Origin of the sequence: Brevibacillus sp. HB2.2 (assembly GCF_013284275.1) — a bacterium.
Lineage (GTDB): Bacteria > Bacillota > Bacilli > Brevibacillales > Brevibacillaceae > Brevibacillus > Brevibacillus brevis_D.
Genome location: NZ_JABSUV010000028.1, coordinates 32,493 through 52,392, shown reverse-complemented (window position 1 = coordinate 52,392; position 19,900 = coordinate 32,493). Strand labels below are relative to the sequence as shown.

Sequence of the window (19,900 nt, the reverse complement as noted above, 5' to 3'; positions counted from 1 at the left end):
CTTTACAGTTTCTTGCGTAAAAATTTCACATTGTACCAAACTTTCTTTTCCGTACCTGAAATGTTGTGGAAGTCAAAGCGGATCTGCGCATTTGGCTTTAGCGGATAGACGATCCCAAAGCTGTTACCCATCGAGACGGACTCCGGTAGCTCTTTCGTATAAATCGTTTCACAGACCTTCACACCGTCCAGACTCAGTTCCCAGTAATCGCCGACACAGTAGTTATTGGTAGCAAACGCCACGGATAAAAATTCTGTCGGGTAGGGAAGGGCATAGGTATCGGAAAAGACTTGCTTGGACGCGGTTACATCAATCATGCGTCCGCGAATGAAGGGCTCAGTAAATTTGGAAAAGTGCGGGTAGGGGAGCTCACGTACCTTGTCGATCACGCCCCCGCCCGAATAAACAACGGAGAAGCCCACTTGTACTCACCTCTCTTTCTCTATACGAAGGACATCGGTGCCAGTTAAGAGGCCCCTCGTATCATAGAGTAGACGGATCAGATAAGATCCTACCGTTTTTCCGTCAGGTGCGTAGCCCGCAGCGGTAACCGAGGTCAAGCGCCATAGAGAATAGTACTCCCAGTCTGGATGGAGCTGATCGACTTCAAGTGGGAAGGTGGTCGTGTCTGTAGAGCCAAATGTGAGGGAAATATCCAGCATATAGCCAGACTCGTAGAATAGCTTGGCACCCGTGACCTTTTCCGGATCGAGGGGATGCTCCCGTATTAGACGTACAGAGGGTTCCTCGACGAACGGGTCTGCTGTTACTGTCTTGGTACGGTGGACTTCATCGCGGATCAGATCGAGGATTGGATAAATCAAATAATCATTCGCAATCCCGGCCATTACACAATCGCCCCCTCGTTGTTGCTCCAAAATAAATCGAGGATTTGCATATAGCCGTTCTGTGCATCGAACATCGAGCGGATTCCTTTGATGGTATACGCTTCGCGGGTGGTTGTATTGGAGTCGATAATGTAAATACGATCGAGAACATCCAAGGCAGGGTTACCAGGGATGGAAATTTGCAGCGTACGGCACAAGCGTTTTATATCAAAAAATGTTCGTCGCGCGGCCAGTCGCTTCAATTCGTCTGTCTTCGCAGAAGGAACGTGCCTCACGCCTGTGCGGACCTCGCCTTTTAGCTCCATCAAAATCTCGGTATCTACGAAATGACCAGCCTTATTTTCTTCGTCCAAAATGACAAGATGGCTCCTGCCACGGGAAAAGTCGATCGTCTTATGAATCGTGATCAAATTGTCGTGCTCCGTATAAGTAGCTACAATCGGCCGATTCATATCAATCTCTTCCAAGCGATACGTACCGTAACGGTCACAATAGGAACGGAATTCTGTATCCTTCATGATTTCCGCGATGGCTTCTCCCACTTTGTATTGATACGATTCGAATTTGCGTCCGGGCGGCTCAATAAAAGGATTTTTCCAACCTTTTGGGGTCAAAATGGATTCGGCATCGACTTCTACGAATTCGCCTTCTTTATCCGGTACAGCCTTGAAAACCTTGCCTGTCGCTTGCGTCGCGTGGGTATAGCTTGTCTCTTGTACAATGGCATAGGGATAGTAAATGTCTTGCGGATTGCTGCGCCAACTATACATTCCTGCATGGGCGATCAAGTCTTGTACGATAGCTGATTTGAGGTAGGCGGCTTTAGCGGTTGGTTCGGTTGGGACAGGTGCAGTACCCTCCCACTCGGGGATTGGATCAAACTCCGTGCTGGAACGGAACTTTTGATAGATTTGCCACACACTGTTATACCAATTCGTATCGCTTGCCCATTGGTAAGCTCCCTTGTCTCCTCCTTGCCAAAAATATTTGACGTCGTCGACAGATTGGAAGCGCCAGCCTTTGCTCGCCATGGCTTCCCGATAGCGAACGGCTCCGCGATAGAGCTGTCGTTCGATTCCTTGGTATTGCGGATCGCATTTTTCACCGGTATAGCATCCATATCCGAGAATGAAGTCTCCTGGAGGCATCCCTTTCCCGAGCGTCCCCATTTTTGTCTCATGCTCGGCGATGGCTAGCAGAAATTTATAATCGAGCTCTGGGCCCTGCTGCTTGGCCTGCTTTTTAGCCATCGAGATGATTTTGTCCCGACGAGACATCGAGGAAAAAACATTGATATCATGTGCAGCAGAATGCCCGACGTCTGGAGGATACTGCTTGTCCTCAGTAATGACCTTGTTCAAAATCTTCTTGTACATATCGCGACAGTAAATGGTCATGGTCGATTCCTCGCCATTCAAATCGAGCTTGTCGATCAGCCCAGTAAACACACGCATCAAATTCAGACCGTAACCCATGTAGATCCGGACAGGAGTATTTTCGGAGAGGACACCGACATGGAATCCATTCACAAAATAAGACCAAGGGGTTTCCTTGTAGGTTTCCGGAAAGTAAAACGGATTATAGTCCGGGCTGTAGTAGCCGCCCGGGTTTGAAATCGTGATCCGTGCCTCACGTGAATCCATTTCAAACTGGTCGTCCATTTCGATGTGGTTAATATTGTCCAGAGTAAGGGTGTCCATATAGACGAACTTTCCGACCTGGAGCGATACTTTTCGCGGCTGACCAGGCATGAAGGTGCTCGTAATTTCCCGTTCCTCAAAAAACTCCTGCTGTATCGTCGGATCGACTTTGTCTTTGTTCCCGTACAGATCGGGTCGCCCTTGCAATTCCTTGATCTGAATGTACTGGAGGGAAAAGCGATTGACTTGTTTTCCATTCCAAAACAGCTCAATACGGATTTCCATTTCGCCATTGGGAAAGGGGATATCACGAATCTCTACGTTTTCTGTCCCAGAGAATTTGTTGACCTTGATTTGCATTTTTCCATTGAAAAAAACGCGCAGCTCGCCGGCACCTTCACCGAAGTTGGTGGAGAACCCCATGCTGAAAATGCCGGGGTGAGCGGAGGTCAGCTTGAGATTCATACCTGTCGTAACGGTAGGGGAGGGGAAGAGAGTCTTGTACCCTTTGGGATCAAAGGTAAAGGTGAGGTTGCTATGCTCCGTCGTGCTTCTCTCGATCATGGATAGCTTTTTGGTCAGCTCGTCTACTTTGTAGACAGATTTTGTGTGCCACGTATTATTGGTAAAGCGTTCGTCAAAAAGAGTTGCTCCTGGCGTTCCAACATAGGTGGCATCGGTTGTGACTCCTGCGCCGTTATTGGAAGAGGCAGCGAATAGATGCTTCGAGCCATTCATATAAGGAAACGGATCGATGACGGCTTGTCCGTTCCAGACCTCAAAGTGCAGATGAGCACCTCTTCCTTTGGAGCGGGGGGAATTGGGATCGTCATAGGTGCCCATGTTCGTAACGCCGGCAGAGCGGACGTCTCCTGTATTGCCGCTTTTTCCGATAATAGTGCCTTGTGTGACATAATCCCCGGTTTTGACGTGGATTTCGCTCATATGGGCGTAACGGGTCCACATGCCATCCGCATGCTGAATTTCTACGCGAAAGCCAAAGCTCGTATATTTTTCAGACACGGTCACTTTTTTTACTTTGCCAGCCCAGGCAGCTTTGATGGGCGTACCAACCGGACAAGCGATATCAATCCCTTTGTGGTTGCGGTTGTCGCCCATATAGGCTGTAATATCTCGGATGCTTTTGCCCTCGACAGGAAAGACAAAAGAAATCTTGGATAGAGCAGTTCCGCCCTCTTTTGAACTATCTTGAATGATGGTGCGGGTCAATGTTTTCTCTTCCCGCCGATCACTCATAATGAAATCGAGTTCTTCGGTACGGCCCGGCACGAAGATGAGTCGATCTATCTCGACGCGGCACGCGGGCTTCGATAATTCTCCGAGTTTGAGTCTTTCGGAGAGAATTCTGCGGAGCTCATTGGACATCGTTTGCATGAAAGCACCTCCTATTTAAACCGTTCCAGGGACCATTTTCGAAAGCGATTCAAAAAAGAGACGGCCTGTGCCCGGGTGAGCAACGAGTAAGGCATGAACCATTTTTCTTTCTCTTCCGCGTTGGATGAAAATACCTCGTACATATGGTTGACGACAGCTGCTCCATCGGCGAAATTGTTGATCGCAATCCCTTCGACCAGGTAATCACCGTTGCCAAATCGCTCGTCTTCCATAGAAAGGACGGATGGTGCCCACCATGAAGGCTTGCTGCCTGTCATCCCGCCGTTTAGCGCGATTTTTTCCCCGGTGTTGCTGTTGTACATATACTTTTCGCGCCCGACATCTTCAAAGCGGGTGCTCGTCTCTTTAACATAGAAGAAATGAACGTTTTTGCCCGCCTCAAGCGGCATGTTGAACAGTACCGTATGATCATCAAATTCTTGATAGTCGGAACTGTTGACCACTTTTCCATCCACTTTGACGGCAAGCAGCTTTTTACCCGCAGGATAGGTACCGTTCAGACGAAAAACACGTTGCCCCTCGTATGCCGTATGGGATTCATCCAGCCGCTGAGTGGGAGGTTGTGAATCCGTAAAGCGTTGGTAAAAAGAGCGCCGAAGCCGGTCAATGAGCAGAAAAGCCTCTGCTCGATTGATGTAGGCATTGGGAAAGAAGCGATCGTTTCTCCATACGCCAGGACTTTTCACCGAAAAGTATCCGCCTCGCATAAACAGAGCGCCGTTTTCGTAGCTGTTGTAGATGAAGCGCACCTGTACGCCGTTTAGATTGTAGGGTAGATAAAGCGTTGCACCCGGAGCAGGACTGACCATGTAGACGTCTTGCTTGAGTCCGATATATTTTTTGGCGAGGTCTTGGGCCGGTGTCGATTTCCATTCCTCTTCTGGCACATCCATTCGCTTCAAGGAGCGACCATATGCGTACAAATACTCGTTGAATTGGCGGCTAAACGGATTGTAGAAATACGTGTCTCCGTTATCGAGGCGTTTGTTCGGATAAGCAAAGGAAGAGGAGTTGGGGGGAATCGGTTTGCCAAAACGGTCCAAGGCAGGCTTGCCGAAGCTGGTAAAAGCGACAACTGAGTTGGCAGATGGTGCGTAATACAGCTCGACGTCCGTTTTGTTCGGGTCTGTTTGATTCGGCCGAATTTCTTTGAAAAGGGTTTGCGTGCCGTCAATATAGACAAAGAGGGGGTTGTCTGCACCCGGTGTCAATTTGGCTGCAAGCGTAAAAACTTTTTGTCCGGTGGAGCCCTTGTACTCCTCATGCAAGTAAGGAGCATTGCTTTCAAAGGAGCCATAAGCAATTCCTTGAATGAACGGTTCTCCGTCAGCCATCAAATAATTGCTGGCCTCCATTACTTCATTAAAAAACCAGTCTTTTTCATTCACATCAGCCCAGCTGATCATTTTCATCACCTCCTATATAGAGTAGACAGAAACCCGGAACAGCCTCAGCTATTCCCGAATCATCCGTTCTACCAGCCGCCTTGTCCGATTCAAAAAAGCAATAAATTCGGCGCGTGTCACGAAATCATTGGGGCGGAAGTAAATGACGGGCTTCCCGTCTCGGGTAATGACTGTGATGAGCCCGAGATCGGCCATTTCCTCAATGTTTTTCTGTGCCCAATGCCCTTCAATATCTTGAAACTGAAAGCGTGATTCGCGCTCAATTGAGTCTTTTTTGATGAGGATCAGATCGACGGTTACGCTGTAGCGCCGTCCTGCCTCAAGGACTTGGGGGGTAATAGATTCTGCGCTTCCGAGAAAAATGCTTCCCTTTTCATCGTAAAACTTGTGGGTCCAGCCTGCGTAGCTCAAGTAATCGTTATACGATTCCTTGTCTGGAAAAAGCAAGGTCAATGAACATTGGTAGCTGCTAAAACCGGAGTGGTGGATGTGCGAGGGAGCGTTAATGATTTTGATTTCGCGCAAGGAAGGCTGGGGGCTTGGCGGAGAATACGGCTCGATGAGTCGGGCGTTTACTTCCATGAACTCAAAGCCAGTATCAAGGAACAGCTTTTTTCTGTAGCGCTGATTGGCAGTGCCAAAGGCGTATTGTTGGGTCATTTCTGTACCTCCTTACAATCTCGTGTAGCTCGTGGCGATTCCAGAGCGGACTTGTTGGCTTAATTCGGTGGAAAGGCTTGCTTGTGTATTACGAACGGCTTCGCTGACGGTCGAGCCGAGGCGTTGGAGGTCAGCCTCCGTTCCGCTCATATTGGAGATGGTAATGTTCACATTGCTGTCGCCGCCATAGGTAAAGTCGTAGGTGCTATGTGTTCCATTGGCCGTTTGCATGCCCCAGTATGTCAGTGGCTGCAAGCCGTCGGGCATGTTGAAGGTTCCTTTGGTGGGCTGCTTGGACATGTGCAGAGATACGAGATTGTCGTATTTGGCTTTCTCGAGACCTTTTTTAAAGTCCTCGATGCTTTTCTTATATGTTTCGTTGTTTTGGTACTCAGCCAAAAGACGATCCATGTCAGAATTCCCTGCATCTAACGACTCAATCGTACTGCGTAAATATTTTTCCTCGAGATTCTTCATGAATTCAGAATTGGAACTGTGACCAGCTAAGACTGCTTCGCTTCGGTCAATGTAATACTGATGCTCTTTATTTTCCAGGTCAGAGCTCACTTTGCTCATCGCAGATTTAATTTTTGTGCCGGAGGTATGGTTGTTTTTATCGAGGTTATTTTGGGCGATAGAAGCCTTTATATCAGCGATTACTGAGTCTACTACGTCAGAGGCATCTGAACCCTTAGGGATTTTAGCGAATACCTCTTCGAAAAAGGCTAAGTGTTCATTCCGTTTCGTATTAATGCCACTGTAGTAATCATCATAAGCTTTCAGCATTTCTGGAGAATCTTCGGATTTACCTTGATTTCTAAGAGTAGCCTGCGTTCTCTTTAATTCGGATCTTAACTTGCCTTCCTCTAGAGAGAGGCTTTCCAGGTGATGACCAACCACTTCTTTGCCAAGGTCGAGTGTTTTGACCTCTTCCCATGAAGTAATTGGGGTATTGTCCAGCTTGGAGCCGCTGTCATCGATATCGATAAGCAATGAGTTCTTGTCTTTTTCCTCACGTTTTTTGTTCGCAGCTTTGTATTTATCGAATTCGAGTTGAGCTTCCTTCTTGTCTAACTGGAAGGTATTATCTAACTCATTTGTGAGGTCTTTTCCATCATATTTGTAAGCAGCTTCGTAAGCGTTATAGTAATCGCTAAATGAAGGAGTAGTGCCACCCAGTAAGTTGATCAAACCATCTGAAATACCTGTAATGGCGGTATCTACAAAAAAAAGATGCTTTAAACCAGGAGGCATTTTGTCGATACTCGTGATTTTGTCCACGAGGCCTTTTTGATTTTCCAACACTCTGCTTTGCCGCTGGGTATCGGACATAAACATAGGTTGCACCCAATCTGTGTTTAAGCCATCCAAAAATTCTGCCGCTGTCATGGCAACGCGTGCGAGAGCAACACCTTTTAACAAGTTCCCGGCGGCTTTTAATCCTTTTCGCCATAGTGGTACCCTTGGGCCTGGATCATTATCGGGAGGCGATGGATCTCTGTCTGCGCTCCCTCTCGGTGGGGTATCCTGCGTGGAGCTTGACTCATCCGTATCGTCCTCCGTATCGTCCGATTCTTTCTTGTCCTCCTTCTTTTTGAGCTTTTCCTGTATCTTCGTCTTGAGATCACCTGAGAACTCCTCAAAAAGGAGAGCAGCAGCAACTGGGGGGAGTTTGCTTACGGTAGAGGATGAACTGCTGGCGGCGGGAGCTGAGGGAGCAGCCTGAGGACCCGCTGCGGCACTCGGAGGTTTGGGTACAGCCGTGGACAGTGCTTCTGTCAATTCCCTCAAGGCTTCCCGTGTTTTCTGGAGCTGTTTTTCCTGCTGCTTTAAGTCACTGGTCATGTTCTTGATTTGCTCATCAGTAGCAACGGACGTATCAGAGAGAGCACGCAGTCTCTCGTCCAGCGAGGTGACGGCAGGAATCAAGGTGGTAATCGTGTTTTGCAAACCACCGAATGCCCGCTGGGTCAAATGAATTCGGCTGGCGAGCAAATGTGCCTGACGCTCTACATCGCGCATCTTCAGCCGGAGCAGATGCAACTGTTTCAGCAGCTTTTTCTCTTCTGCAATCAGTGCTTTTAACAATTTGCCATTGTGCGGATACAGCTCTTGGACCTTTTTCTGTTCGAGCCTGTTGCGAATCAATCGAGTGCGGGCTGCCTGATAGGAAGACAGATTTTGCAATTGCCAGGACTGGATCTCCAGCGCTTCTTGTGTAAAGGGAGAAGAGGATTGACCAAGCAGTGCGGTAACACGCTCTTTTCTTCGGTGCTCACTTCCTTCATGAAGATTGCGCCGGGCTTTGACGTAGGCAGCTTTTCCTCCGTATTGATCCGCAGTATTTTTCAACAGACGAACAGCGAGCGATAATTGGCTCTGACTTTCCCTCATGCGCTGAAGCAGGTGCAACAAAAGCGCGGGAAAGCTACGGGGCTGATTTTTAAAAATATCGAATGCTTCAAGGGAGGCTGCCTGCCAGATGGTTTGCATCCGGGTTTGGGGAGCAAGAGGGTCATTTGGTAACATGGCTGCTTTCTCCCGAATATTGGCTACCGTTACATGCGGGTCATTTGATCGGCGAGAAGACGTATAGTAGGCTCTGGTTACTTCTTCAAGGCTGACGGCATGTGTTAGCGCGATATCCCGCAGGTCTTGTTTGACTCCTGATCGCAAGTATTGGCGCAAGCCATGTGCTTCTTCTTCTACTTGTTTTTGATTCGTCGTGCGTCCTGAAACGCGTGCCTGAGCCAAGTCCATCATGTTTGTATCCTTGAACAAAAAATTGCGCTCTGCTTTTTTTATCAGGCGGTTCAAAGATTTCGCTGACTCCCAATTTTCGCTATCCATCGAGGCGATAAGCGTATGAAGGCCGTTGCTCATCATGTTTTGCAACATATTTACGCCAGCCTCTTCCCATGCTTTTGGGTAAAGGGTGCTTCCTTTGCCGTAGGACTTTTCTGTTCTTTTAACGGGAGCATCAGGAGCAGTAGCAAAGCGAAACGGGGAAATGGCTCCTGTACTTACCGACAGCCGGGAAGCAGGAGCAGCCTGGGAAACTGGCTGAGACTCGTACTTACGGGAAAAGCTGAGTGGCTTCGACTCGATGTCGTGTATCATCTGGCGTAATTCATACAGTTGCTGATTCATTGCTTGAAAAAATGGGATAGCTTGCTCGGCTCGAAATGGGGATGCCGACTGCTCTACAGAACTCCGTGCAGCATTCGTTATAGAGCGGAGGGCATCGGTCAAACGTTGAGTTTCCATGAATATCACCTTCCTCAAAAGAAAAATCCCGTTCTGGTCTTAGAATAGACAGAAACGGGTTATAGACCACCTAACACTTTGCCAAGTACGGCAATATCGTCTTCGGAAATTTCCTGATAGTCTTGCGAATTAGATGCATGGGGAGAACTGGCAGCAGAATTCGTACCCTTTCTTCTTAAGAAAGGAAAACCCATGCGTGTCTCTACTTCAAATTGAATATATTTGTTCACTCTCTTCATTAATTCTGCTACTTGGGGAAGGGTGTACTCCCAAATATCCCATTTCTTCAAACCACAATCCTTGTGGAGATGAAAAAATAGATCGCCCCAATCAAGTGGCTCACCAGATTCCGTATCGCGAATGGCGGAACTGTCACCCTCGCCACTCTCTACTTTTTTAAGCCGTTTAGACCAATGAGAATGTTAATAAGCTTTTTGGCCGTCTCCAAATCACAATGTTCATCCAAGTACTCACGAGTAACCGTAGGGTAGTTGCGAAAGCCCAGAAGCAGGATATCGAATAAGTCTTCTTCCTTGTTTTCGTACGGGAGAAAATTAAGGATAATCGCGTCGATATGAACGGTTCCTAGCTTTTTCATCAGGATGCGGGCGTCTTTTAAGGTCACAGGCGGAATCCGGTAGGTTTTGCCGTCACGCAGCATGATTTCACTATCATCTTCAAAGAAAATAGCCTCTACCAGATCAGCCTCCTGCTGTTTTTTAATCCGCTCTACAGCTTCCTGGTTCATCATCTCTGCGTGTTTTTTTTCCAAATCTTCTTGGTGGTTTAGCACGGAAGAATCCCTCCTAGAACAATGCTAGATTGTATTTGTTAAATATATCTACTTGCTAAAATGCGTTGTCGTTCGCTATGATTCGTTGTAAGTTATTCCCTTTGAAAAAATACAAGGCAAGAGCGAAGAGCACGGGGCTCTCCACTCAGCCTGATTACCCTCGAAAGAGTTACACTTTTTTGTTAGACACGAAGCGTTTCACACTGCCTAGCTTGCCATCTGCTCGCTCTGGATCAATAACGGACAAGGAAATAGCGGAAGTGCTAGCTGTGGAGCGTGCCGCATCGATCGAGAAGCTGCCTTTTGCCATGCAGGAGAACAGCTCTGTTTCAATACCTGCATAGGTTCCGTCTTTTTGCAGGAAGGAGCCGTGATGGACAACATGAACCGGGAATGGCACTTCATCCATCAAAATGTCGACCACGTCTACGGTTTCGATTCGCTGATAGTTGAAGACCACATCTTCATTGAGCAGGGCAGGAGAGAAGATGAGACGAGCTTTATCTTCGCTGCCATCCTTGAATGTATCCACCATGAATTCATCAGCTTTTGGAGCAGCAGACGTGCTCAGGTTTACTTGCTTCAACAGGCGATTGCTATTTTTCAGACGAACAGCAAATCCGCCGCCGTTGAAGAGAGTACCGCCAAAGTCAACTTCACAAACACCAGCGCCACCAGTGGATCCTGTGCGATCCAGGCTGCCAGCAGTGACTGCTTTTTGCTCACCCAGTACATATACATAGTCGCTCTTTTGCTCTTGCAGCTTGGAGCCCATCATCAGCTCAAGCGCGGCCAGATCAAATTTGGCATCCGTTGCGGTAATCTCAATGCTTTTGGATTTTACGAGAGTGTCAATGGCGAAGAGTCCATCGCCGCCAAAGATATCCTCCATTTCAACATTCATGTCAATTTTCAGGTCCTGCATATTACCAAGCGTAATGACTTCGACGCCATTTCCATCCTTGGAAGCGCGTTTGGCAAGAAATTGACCGACACCTTTGATAATCATTTTTTTAGACAATGAAAGTCACTCCTTCTAGATAGGGGATTTGTGTGCTGTTGCTGAATCGTGTGAAAAGGGAATCGCGATCAGCTTGTCATAGGATAGACGGGGTTTTGAAATGTCTAACAAACTTGCAAAGTAAACTTCGTGACTAGTGTGAAGCAGTACGCAGAGGAATGACCCGTATCGGATTCCTGCTGCGAGACAACATACATGTCCAAACCTTCTATTCCATTCATCGATAAGCTTTTGCCGTCTAAGAGATGGAAAAGGTGATTTGCGATTTGATGCGCTAGCTCGATATCGCCAGGCGTGATCACATCTAATCGGAAAAAGCTGGTGAGAAGGAGCGGATTACCGGTGTCGCGCTTTCCGGAGGTTGCGTAGAAGGAAAGGAGCGGCTTCGCAACATCAGATAGCGGAGCTAGTTTTCTTCGCTTGATAATCTGCTTGGATAGGGAGTCCTTGTCTTCTGGAGCAATTCCGAGTAATGCGAGCAACTGACTATCCGCAGAAAGTAATTCATAGAGATGGTGGTAGAGGTCGACAACCATGAATGATTCACCTCCTTTTCTAGGGATTTTTGAAACAAGATGTGCTCCTACCACGTTCATAGATTAGACAGATGGGGAGGATGTCTCCCTTGAAATACATAATTGGTTCGTATAGAAGCCAGGAGGTCATAACATTGCGAAGTGATGGAATACAAATCATCATTAAACAAACAAAGGAAAAAGTTTCTGCGAAGGCGCTCGAAGATCATGAAGCTGTTGTTGGGATTATGGCGATGGCAAAGAACTTCATGCTGAATGAAGAAAGTGTGCGTCACATTATCCACGAGGTTTTTGATGGAGATAAGGAGCGAATGGCAAAGGCATTGACAGTAGCCAGCCATTTGATTGATGAAAGTTTGATTCAAAAAATCATCTCAGATGTAAAGTAAGCCCGTCCACAGCGGGCTTTTTCTTTTGAAAGGGAGATAACTCATTCCAAACTGTCTATTCTATTTCCAACAAATAAGAATGGAGGGGATAAGAATGAGAGATTCCAAAAAAGCTGTATTGTATGTCGTAATTGTTGCTGCATTAGCTGAATTTCTACTAGGAGAGGATATCGATCGCGAAGGCTGGGAGGAGCTCAGTGACGCGCTTGGCATGTTGGGAATGGATCTGAACGAGATTTTCACAGAAAATGCTTCCTTGCTGCTTGGACTTCAAAAAGTTTGTCAGGAATTTGGGAAGATGAATATCACAGAGGAAATGATAGAGGAATTATATGTAGAGGACCAGCTGGAATAAACGGCTGGTTTTTTTGTTTTTAAATTCCGCTTAATTCATCTCAAAGCGCTTCGTATAGATTCGACAAGAAGCAAAAGGAGGGGAGAAACCATGTACTATCAGATTAGTTTTTCGGCAGATGGACAGCAGGTGCAGGTCATGAAATATACGTCGACCCAAGACACCCCCATAGCCGTTTTGGAAGAGTTCTTTCGCGAGCATGTTCAAGTGAATCCTGCGTCCCTAAAAGGAATTGGGATTGTCAGGATCGGTGAGTAGCATGGCCTGTCAGGGATGTGATTATGAAAAAGCCTGCCAAAAGAAAATGACAGTCAATGACTTCGTGATGTCAGCAAAGGAACAGGATGTTGTGCCCATGACTTGTCATTGTGTCGTTCATGACATTTGCCGCGATTGCCAACGGTACATCAAGCGTCAGTGTGCTTCCTGGAAGATTTTGAATGGAAAAGTATTCACGGCTGGTACCTTGCAAACTTGTCCGAAAAAAATTTTGAAAGTTGGTTGCTAAAACCCTCCTCCCATTACCTAGTGTGATAGAGCAACTATGAATAGGAGCATGAGGAGGGGATGAAGTTCATGACAGATCAACTTCACCAAATGGACGAGTTATTTTTCGCAGGGAAAGTCGATGATTTTTTGCAGAAGGCCAAGGAAAACTGTGAAGCCAAGCTGACAGGGATGACGTTTGCTGGAATGACTCATGATGATGTCGTCCAGGAGGTTCTCTTAAAGGTGTATCGCACGATGAAGGATTACGATCAGGAAAAAGCCAGAGTGACTACCTTTGTCGATCATGTGATTACGAATAAAATTCGCGACTGCTTGCGAAAAGCCGGCACCCAAAAAAACCTGACAAACAGTAATGCAGTTCTAGTCTCTAGTGGAGATGAGAATGAAGAGGAAACGATGATCAGCCGTATTGCCGCTCCGAGTGAGGAGTTTCGATATGAGGAAGTAGAGATGATGCTCGACATCATGGAGTATATGAAGCTGTCCACGCGAGATAAGATGATTCTCCAGATGAGAAGTGAAGGCTATTACCATGAGGAAATTGGCCAGAGATTCAATATCAGCAAGGAAAGAGTGTGTCAAATCATCAAGGCAATTTTGAAGCAGTACGGTGAGCTGTAGACATACACAAATAATCGATGAAAAGGAATGATCCAGCATGGCAGTTTTGTTGAAAAAGATGAATGAGGAATTGACCGAGGAGCTCTCCCATCAGGTCATTGGGAAATACGTACACGTTCCGACCAATATGCATACAACACCTACAGCAGAAGGTGGAGAAGAAGAGGTAAATATCTGGTTCGGCGGTTGCGTAGCGGGCATTGAAAAAGCAGTCATTGCTTTCGACTACGAAAAGCAGGAGTTTCGTGAGGAGCCATTGACCTACACAAACTTTTTACTGACCGACGGTATGGGATACACGGTAAACCCACTCGACTCCGAGATTTATGAGATTACAAAGGAAGAATTCGAGCAAATGCTAGCAGATCATCTGGCTACTCAGGCTGCTGAGCTTGAAGCAGAGAAAAAGCTTCGTGAAGCAGCAGAGGAAATCTCGACAAATGAGGAGACGGAGTAGTGCCATGAGACAGCCCACGATTGTCGCTTTCGAAGGAATTGACGCCAATGCGAAGGAAGCCCAAGCGGCGTTGCTGGAAGAAAATTTGAGATGCCTCGGTTATAAAGTGAAAAGAGTATCATTTCCGCGTTTAGATACCCCGATCGGAGCGGTCATTGGCATGTGGCTTCGCTGCGAAATTGAGCTGGATGAGAAAGCGGTAGGAAAGCTTTTTGAAGCGGACTTTCTGGACTATCAGCGAGAAATGGCGAGGCTTTCGAAGGAGAACGTTGATTTTATCATCATTGATCATTATGAACTGTCCAATTACTACTATTTCTATATAAAAGATACTCCCCTTTCCTGGTATGCCACGATGAGTGATTTGACGAAGCGACCTGATGCAACCTTTTTTCTGCGAACCGAAGTAGATGCGAATCATGCCATGCTGCTAAAGGTGCAGGAAGCCTATCTTTCCCTTGCCCATGCTTCGCGCCGATCGGTACATACACTGGATACGGCAATCGGCGTGGAGAGAATGCAGAAAAACATTCTGCAAGCGGTTCATCAGCTACATCTGAAAAAGCGAGTTACGTGCTAACAAAGCTTATCGGCATTGTTGCCGCAGTGCTCATTCCCGCAAATGCTGTACTGCCAGTCGTAGAAAAGGGACTGTCGGAAGTTCATCCTGTGGTGAAGCTGGCCGGGGACATAGATAGGCAGTGGCATAGAAAAAAGGAGCTTTCCAACGTAATCACACAGGTTGCATCAAGACTTGATAAAGCTACAGTCGAGCTTTATACAGAAACGATTTTTGGATTATCCGAGCAATACGAAATAGATCCGGTTTTGATCATGGCGATGATCTGGCAGGAAAGCCGTTTTCAGGACGACGCGATCTCCGGCAAGGGGGCAAGAGGATTATTACAAATCATGCCGCGGACAGGAAGCTGGCTGGGAGTTCACCCTGATGACCTATTTGATCCCGTGATCAATCTACAAACGGGTATCAAGTATTTGGATCTCTTGCAAAAGAAATATGGAAATCTTCGTTTAAGTATCATCGCCTATAACCAAGGCGAGGGAAATGTCGACCGAAATCGTTATCACGATGGCTACTATACAAAAGTCATGGCCCACTACAAAAAAATGAGCGGCTTATTAAGAGAATCGTAAAGATAGGCTGGGAGGAGGTATTATGAGTGAGCATGCTGTGTTCGTAAATCAGAGATTGGGCAAGAAAAAAGAACAATACTCCTTGTATAACATGGAGAATATTCGCCGCTGCAAGGAAGACAGTGAGTATCTTGGTGAAGTTATACTCGCAAATGAAGAGCTCATTTGGCATTCTGTGCACAAATATATCGGAAAGCCGGAGACATTAGTGAAGCAATATTGTTTGGAAAAAGCGGATATTTTGCAATTGGGGAGAATGGGAATCATCAAGGCAATCAAAGCCTTTGATATAGCAAGAGGCGTGAAGTTTTCGTCCTTTGCAGTCATAACGATTGTGAGGGAGATCAACTGCTTTTTGCGAGATAGCGGAAATATTGTACGGCCGACTAGAACGGCAACAACGATTCTCCATCACATCAGTAAAATCGAAGCAGACTTAGGATATCTCCCTACCATAGAAGAATTGTCCCTACTGTTGGGTGAAAATGTGGAACAGATCAAAAAAGCGCTGGATGTCGGGAGACCTGTGAAGTATTTACAAGAGCCGTTTTTGAAGGCATCCGCTTCTAGCCATGAAGCTGCCACCGCTATGGATGTCTTGAAGGACGAAGGACGAGACGTGGAAGAGTACGTGCTGGACAAGCTATATGTTACTGCTTTGCTTGCGCAACTGCAAAATCAAATTTCATTAAAAGAGTGGCAAGTCCTGCAACTAAGGATGGCAGGCTACAATCAGACACAAACAGCAGAATTTTTAAATGTATCCCAAATGTGTGTATCAAGAACTATGAAAAAAATACAGAATATTTCGAAAAATAAACTTTCCTAATCTTATTTTTCAATCCCCACCCAAATAGGAGATAATAGAGGAGCACTCCTATTATGAAAAGAGGTCGATCACAATATGAAATACTACCGACTCGGTGGCAGTGGATTGAAGGTATCGGCATTGGGATTAGGTACGAACTCATTCGGAGGGCGTGCGGATGAGCAAACGTCTGTAAACATCATTCATACCGCAATCGAAAACGGGATTACCTTTATTGATACGGCAAATATTTACACGCAAACAGAATCGGAGCGAATCATTGGGCTGGCTCTTGAAGGAAAGCGGCACGAGGTCGTTTTGGCGACGAAGGCTGGTTTGGTAAAAGGCGAAGGACCAAATCAGAGAGGCTCATCGCGATACCACCTGATGCTGGAGCTGGAGAAAAGCTTGAAGCGTTTGCGCACCGATTATGTGGACTTATATCAAATTCATACGTTTGATCCAGAGACGCCTTTGGAGGAAACACTCCGCGCACTAGATGACATGGTTCGATCCGGGAAAGTGCGTTACATCGGGGCTTCCAACTATGCGGCCTGGGAATTGATGAAGGCAATTGGCATCAGTCAGCGGGAAGGGCTGAATCGATACATATCGACGCAGGTGAGCTACTCATTGGCAGATCGGACACCGGAGCGTGAACTCGTACCGCTTTGTCTTGATCAGAGGGTGGGGATCATTCCGTACTTCCCGCTTGCTGGCGGAATTTTGACAGGCAAATATACCTCCGCAGAACAGGCTCCGGCTGGTTCGCGGGCGGACAAGGAGCCGCGTTTCGTCCGGCTGTTAAGTGAAGACAAGCTGGAGTTTGGACGTAAAATCAGTCGGATAGCGGTGGAGCTAGGTGTATCCTCCAGTGTGCTGTCTCTGGCTTGGCTTATGCACAAGCCGGCTGTCTCTTCGGTGATCGTGGGTGCGACCAGTGTAGGGCAGCTTACGGATAATTTGCAAAGTGCAGCGTTGGCGTTGGATGAAGCGACCTTGGCAGAGCTGGACCGATTGAGTGATACGTATCGAAATGGGGAACCATTTGCCGTATATCGTTTGCCGTAACAATGATGACTAACATGTTCAGTCCCAAAGCCTCCTTGAATAGGGGGCTTTTTTGCGTTCAGCATAGACCCCACAGCCATGAGGGATAGTAAACATATCCCGAATTGGAAAAAGAGTGATTCGAAATGATGGATACAAAAAAACAATCTGCGCTTTTTCATTGCTCGCTGGACGAAAATCTAGAAAAGGTGAAAAAAGAGCTGGGTAACAGCACGGATCTCGTGACGAGGCAAGTACGTCTGGAAGCAGTTGATCAGATTGTGGTAGGGATTTTGTACACCGAGGGTCTGGTCGATAAAAATATGATTAGCAGCCTCATGGAGTCTCTTATGCTCCATGCAAAAAAAGCGCACATCCCGGCGGAAGCCGAGTGCGAAGAAAGATCATTGATACTAATGAAGGATTTCCTGCTGACGATTGGTGGAGTGGAAGAGGTCTATGACTTTGACCATTTGTATGATGCGCTATTGACGGGGGATACCGTTATTTTGGTAGATGGATATTCCAACGGATTTATCGCAAATACGAAGCAGTGGGAAGATCGTGGTGTTCAGGAGACTTCCGTGCAAACGGTAGTTCGGGGTTCCAGAGAAGCGTTTTCGGAAAACCTCCGAACCAATACGGCTTTGGTGCGCAGGCGGATCAATAATCGCAATCTTTGGTTGGAGACCGTGCAGATCGGGGACATGACACAGACCAAAGTCGCCATGATGTATATAAAAGGAGTCGTGCAGGACAGCGTAGTGGCAGAAGTAAAGGAGCGGCTGGGAAAGATTGAGATCGACGGAATTTTGGAGAGCGGGAACATTGAAGAAATGATTCAGGATCATACCTTCACGCCGTTTCCGACCATCTACAATACAGAGCGTCCAGACTCTGTGGCAGCCGGGCTGTTGGAAGGGCGCGTCGCCATTCTGGTGGACGGTACACCGATTGTTTTGTTGGTACCAGCCGTCTTTGTCCAATTCTTCCAGTCTCCAGAGGACTATTACATGCGTGCAGATTTTGGGATCCTGCGTATTTTGCGGTTTATTTCTTTTTTTATCGCGTTGCTTGGTCCATCCATTTATGTTGCTATTACCACCTTTCATCAGGAAATGTTGCAAACGAACCTGCTCATGAGCATAGCAGCCCAGCGTGAAGGAGTGCCATTCCCTGCTGCAGTCGAGGCGCTGTTGATGGAGTTTACCTTTGAAATGCTGCGAGAGGCAGGAGTGCGCATGCCGAGGGCGGTTGGATCAGCAATATCCATCGTGGGAGCACTTGTGCTGGGGGAAGCGGCTGTGCAGGCAGGACTGGTTTCACCCGCTACGGTCATCGTCGTTTCCATTACGGCAATCACCAGCTTTGTCTTCCCTTCCTTTTCCATGTCCATTCCAATTCGATTGTTGCGGTTTGGCTTGATAGCACTTGCCGCCAGCTTTGGTTTTATCGGCATATTTGTGGGGATGATCGCCTTGTGCATTCACCTATGCACTTTGCGCTCGTTTGGTGTCCCTTATATGGCTCCGCTGGCCCCTGTGAATCTGGCCGATCAAAAGGATACACTGCTTCGAATTCCCATCTGGATGATGCATACGCGTCCCCATTTTTTGCGCCAGAAAAACAGCGTCAGAGAACGAAAAAGTAAAATATAGCGTAAGTATCGTGCCGAGGTGATGAAAAATAATGATGAACTGAGGTGGAGACGGCATGAAACGAAAAGGGGTGTTCCTCCTGACCCTTGCTCTTCTCGTTTTGTTGACAGGCTGCTGGAATCGTAGAGAATTGAATGATTTGGCGATCGTCATGGGAACAGGTATCGACAAGATTGACGGAGAGTACGTGATATCCGCCCAAATCGTCAATCCGGGAGGGGTAGCGTCAAAAGAGGGAGGGGGAATGAACCAATCATCTGTTGCGACTTACAGCATGCGGGCATCCAGCATTTTTGAGGGAATCCGGAAAATGACAACGGTAACCCCAAGAAGGCTTTACTTTTCCCATATCCAGGTGCTGGTTTTAGGGGAGCAGATAGCAAAAGAAGGGGCAAAGGAAGTGCTGGATTTGTTATTTCGCGATCATGAGGTCCGGCCTGATTTTTATGTCATTCTAGCCAAGGACGCGACAGCACTACAAATTCTCAGCATGATCGATCCACTGGAAAAAATCCCGGCGACGAAGCTCTATAAAAGCTTGGAAACAGCAGAGAGTGCCTGGGGATCGATTGTCTCCATTCAATTGGATGAATTTATTGCGGATTTGCTACGGGATGGGATCGAGCCAGTGTTGGTAGGCGTTAATACGAAAGGGAAGGTACATATGGGGACTTCCGGGGGGAATTCCCAAAAGGAAAGCCAGTCATCATTATTGAGGTACCACGAAATCGGTGTCTTCAAAGGAGACAAGCTACGTGGGTGGTTTAACGAAGAGGAAAGCATCGGATTCAGCTACATCACAGACAGGGTGGACAGTACAGTAGAAGAAATTCCTTGTGATAAAAACAATAAAATAGTCATTGAGATCATCCGAAACAAAACAACTGTCAATGGCAAGATGGAAAAAGGCAAACCACAAGTGGAAGTGAGCATTTCCGCAGAAGGCAATGTGGGCGAGGTAGCATGCAGCAACGATTTGTCCGATCCCAAAACGATTTACAAATTGGAAGCTGACGTAGAAAAGCAGATCCGAGGCAAAATCGTAAGCGCCATCCATAAAGCGCAAAAGCAATACCGATCGGATGTTTTTGGATTTGGCAAGTCGATCTACAAAAATGACCCCAAAGGGTGGGAAAAGGTAAAAGAGGATTGGGATTCTCAATTCCCCAACCTGAAAGTGAAAATCAAAACAGACGTGAAGATCAGGCGGACAGGAAAAGTGGGCAATTCGTTTATTCCTTTCATGAAAAAGGAGTAGAGCATAACTTTTTCCATCTGTGGAAATGGTAAAGGTAATCCTGCAAAAAAAG

At 46.9% G+C, this 19,900-nt stretch carries 21 protein-coding genes; 11 read left to right on the top strand and 10 right to left on the bottom strand.

Annotated features, from left to right (window positions below):
* Positions 1 to 2: 2 nt before the first annotated feature.
* The 10 genes from HP401_RS31375 to HP401_RS31330 all read right to left on the bottom strand — a co-directional run bounded on the left by HP401_RS31375 (position 3) and on the right by HP401_RS31330 (position 11,587).
* Positions 3 to 422 (bottom strand): hypothetical protein, encoded by a 420-nt coding sequence (locus HP401_RS31375; RefSeq protein ID WP_012684382.1) that lies wholly within the window; start codon positions 420 to 422, stop codon positions 3 to 5.
* 6 nt (positions 423 to 428) lie between these two features.
* Positions 429 to 848, bottom strand: coding sequence for a hypothetical protein (locus tag HP401_RS31370; protein ID WP_064201880.1), 420 nt, complete (start codon positions 846 to 848; stop codon positions 429 to 431).
* A complete protein-coding gene (locus HP401_RS31365) occupies positions 848 to 3,883 on the bottom strand; it encodes a M23 family metallopeptidase (RefSeq protein ID WP_173606267.1) in 3,036 nt (1,011 codons plus the stop codon). The genes HP401_RS31370 and HP401_RS31365 overlap by 1 nt, the downstream gene beginning before the upstream one ends.
* Before the next feature lie 11 nt (positions 3,884 to 3,894).
* Complete coding sequence (locus HP401_RS31360; protein ID WP_173606266.1) at positions 3,895 to 5,310, bottom strand: hypothetical protein; 1,416 nt, start codon at positions 5,308 to 5,310, stop codon at positions 3,895 to 3,897.
* A 48-nt stretch (positions 5,311 to 5,358) separates the two neighbouring features.
* Positions 5,359 to 5,970, bottom strand: a complete 612-nt coding sequence (locus HP401_RS31355) for an S-layer homology domain-containing protein (RefSeq protein WP_173606265.1) — start codon at positions 5,968 to 5,970, stop codon at positions 5,359 to 5,361.
* Positions 5,971 to 5,982: 12 nt separating this feature from the next.
* On the bottom strand, positions 5,983 to 9,237 hold the full coding sequence (locus tag HP401_RS31350) for a hypothetical protein (protein ID WP_173606264.1): 3,255 nt from the start codon (positions 9,235 to 9,237) through the stop codon (positions 5,983 to 5,985).
* A 59-nt stretch (positions 9,238 to 9,296) separates the two neighbouring features.
* Complete coding sequence (locus tag HP401_RS31345; RefSeq protein ID WP_254457130.1) at positions 9,297 to 9,527, bottom strand: hypothetical protein; 231 nt, start codon at positions 9,525 to 9,527, stop codon at positions 9,297 to 9,299.
* 98 nt (positions 9,528 to 9,625) lie between these two features.
* The gene (locus HP401_RS31340) at positions 9,626 to 10,030 is read right to left on the bottom strand and encodes a hypothetical protein (RefSeq protein WP_087342237.1); all 405 of its coding nucleotides are present in this window, start codon (positions 10,028 to 10,030) and stop codon (positions 9,626 to 9,628) included.
* A 169-nt stretch (positions 10,031 to 10,199) separates the two neighbouring features.
* Positions 10,200 to 11,051, bottom strand: a complete 852-nt coding sequence (locus tag HP401_RS31335; RefSeq protein ID WP_173606263.1) for a hypothetical protein — start codon at positions 11,049 to 11,051, stop codon at positions 10,200 to 10,202.
* Between the two features lie 104 nt (positions 11,052 to 11,155).
* On the bottom strand, positions 11,156 to 11,587 hold the full coding sequence (locus HP401_RS31330) for a hypothetical protein (RefSeq protein ID WP_173606262.1): 432 nt from the start codon (positions 11,585 to 11,587) through the stop codon (positions 11,156 to 11,158).
* A gap of 134 nt (positions 11,588 to 11,721) precedes the next feature.
* Between HP401_RS31330 and HP401_RS31325 the strand changes: the two genes are divergently transcribed.
* The 11 genes from HP401_RS31325 (at position 11,722) to HP401_RS31275 (ending at position 19,848) form a co-directional block, all read left to right on the top strand.
* A complete protein-coding gene (locus HP401_RS31325) occupies positions 11,722 to 11,976 on the top strand; it encodes a hypothetical protein (RefSeq protein ID WP_173606261.1) in 255 nt (84 codons plus the stop codon).
* A gap of 94 nt (positions 11,977 to 12,070) precedes the next feature.
* Complete coding sequence (locus HP401_RS31320; RefSeq protein ID WP_142498371.1) at positions 12,071 to 12,331, top strand: hypothetical protein; 261 nt, start codon at positions 12,071 to 12,073, stop codon at positions 12,329 to 12,331.
* Between the two features lie 90 nt (positions 12,332 to 12,421).
* A complete protein-coding gene (locus tag HP401_RS31315; RefSeq protein WP_173606260.1) occupies positions 12,422 to 12,589 on the top strand; it encodes a hypothetical protein in 168 nt (55 codons plus the stop codon).
* Between the two features lie 318 nt (positions 12,590 to 12,907).
* A complete protein-coding gene (locus tag HP401_RS31310; RefSeq protein ID WP_173606259.1) occupies positions 12,908 to 13,462 on the top strand; it encodes a sigma-70 family RNA polymerase sigma factor in 555 nt (184 codons plus the stop codon).
* A gap of 37 nt (positions 13,463 to 13,499) precedes the next feature.
* The gene (locus HP401_RS31305) at positions 13,500 to 13,919 is read left to right on the top strand and encodes a hypothetical protein (protein ID WP_087342257.1); all 420 of its coding nucleotides are present in this window, start codon (positions 13,500 to 13,502) and stop codon (positions 13,917 to 13,919) included.
* A 4-nt stretch (positions 13,920 to 13,923) separates the two neighbouring features.
* Positions 13,924 to 14,499 (top strand): dTMP kinase, encoded by a 576-nt coding sequence (locus HP401_RS31300; protein WP_087342261.1) that lies wholly within the window; start codon positions 13,924 to 13,926, stop codon positions 14,497 to 14,499.
* Positions 14,493 to 15,074, top strand: coding sequence for a lytic transglycosylase domain-containing protein (locus tag HP401_RS31295; protein WP_173606258.1), 582 nt, complete (start codon positions 14,493 to 14,495; stop codon positions 15,072 to 15,074). The genes HP401_RS31300 and HP401_RS31295 overlap by 7 nt, the downstream gene beginning before the upstream one ends.
* Positions 15,075 to 15,096: 22 nt before the next feature.
* The gene (locus tag HP401_RS31290) at positions 15,097 to 15,903 is read left to right on the top strand and encodes a sigma-70 family RNA polymerase sigma factor (RefSeq protein ID WP_064201895.1); all 807 of its coding nucleotides are present in this window, start codon (positions 15,097 to 15,099) and stop codon (positions 15,901 to 15,903) included.
* 75 nt (positions 15,904 to 15,978) lie between these two features.
* Entirely contained in the window at positions 15,979 to 16,953 is a 975-nt protein-coding gene (locus tag HP401_RS31285) for an aldo/keto reductase (RefSeq protein ID WP_173606257.1), read from the top strand.
* Positions 16,954 to 17,078: 125 nt separating this feature from the next.
* Positions 17,079 to 18,590 carry a spore germination protein gene (locus HP401_RS31280; RefSeq protein ID WP_173606256.1) on the top strand — a complete coding sequence of 504 codons (1,512 nt, stop codon included), beginning with the start codon at positions 17,079 to 17,081 and terminating at the stop codon, positions 18,588 to 18,590.
* A 55-nt stretch (positions 18,591 to 18,645) separates the two neighbouring features.
* On the top strand, positions 18,646 to 19,848 hold the full coding sequence (locus HP401_RS31275; RefSeq protein ID WP_173606255.1) for a Ger(x)C family spore germination protein: 1,203 nt from the start codon (positions 18,646 to 18,648) through the stop codon (positions 19,846 to 19,848).
* Positions 19,849 to 19,900 lie beyond the last annotated feature (52 nt).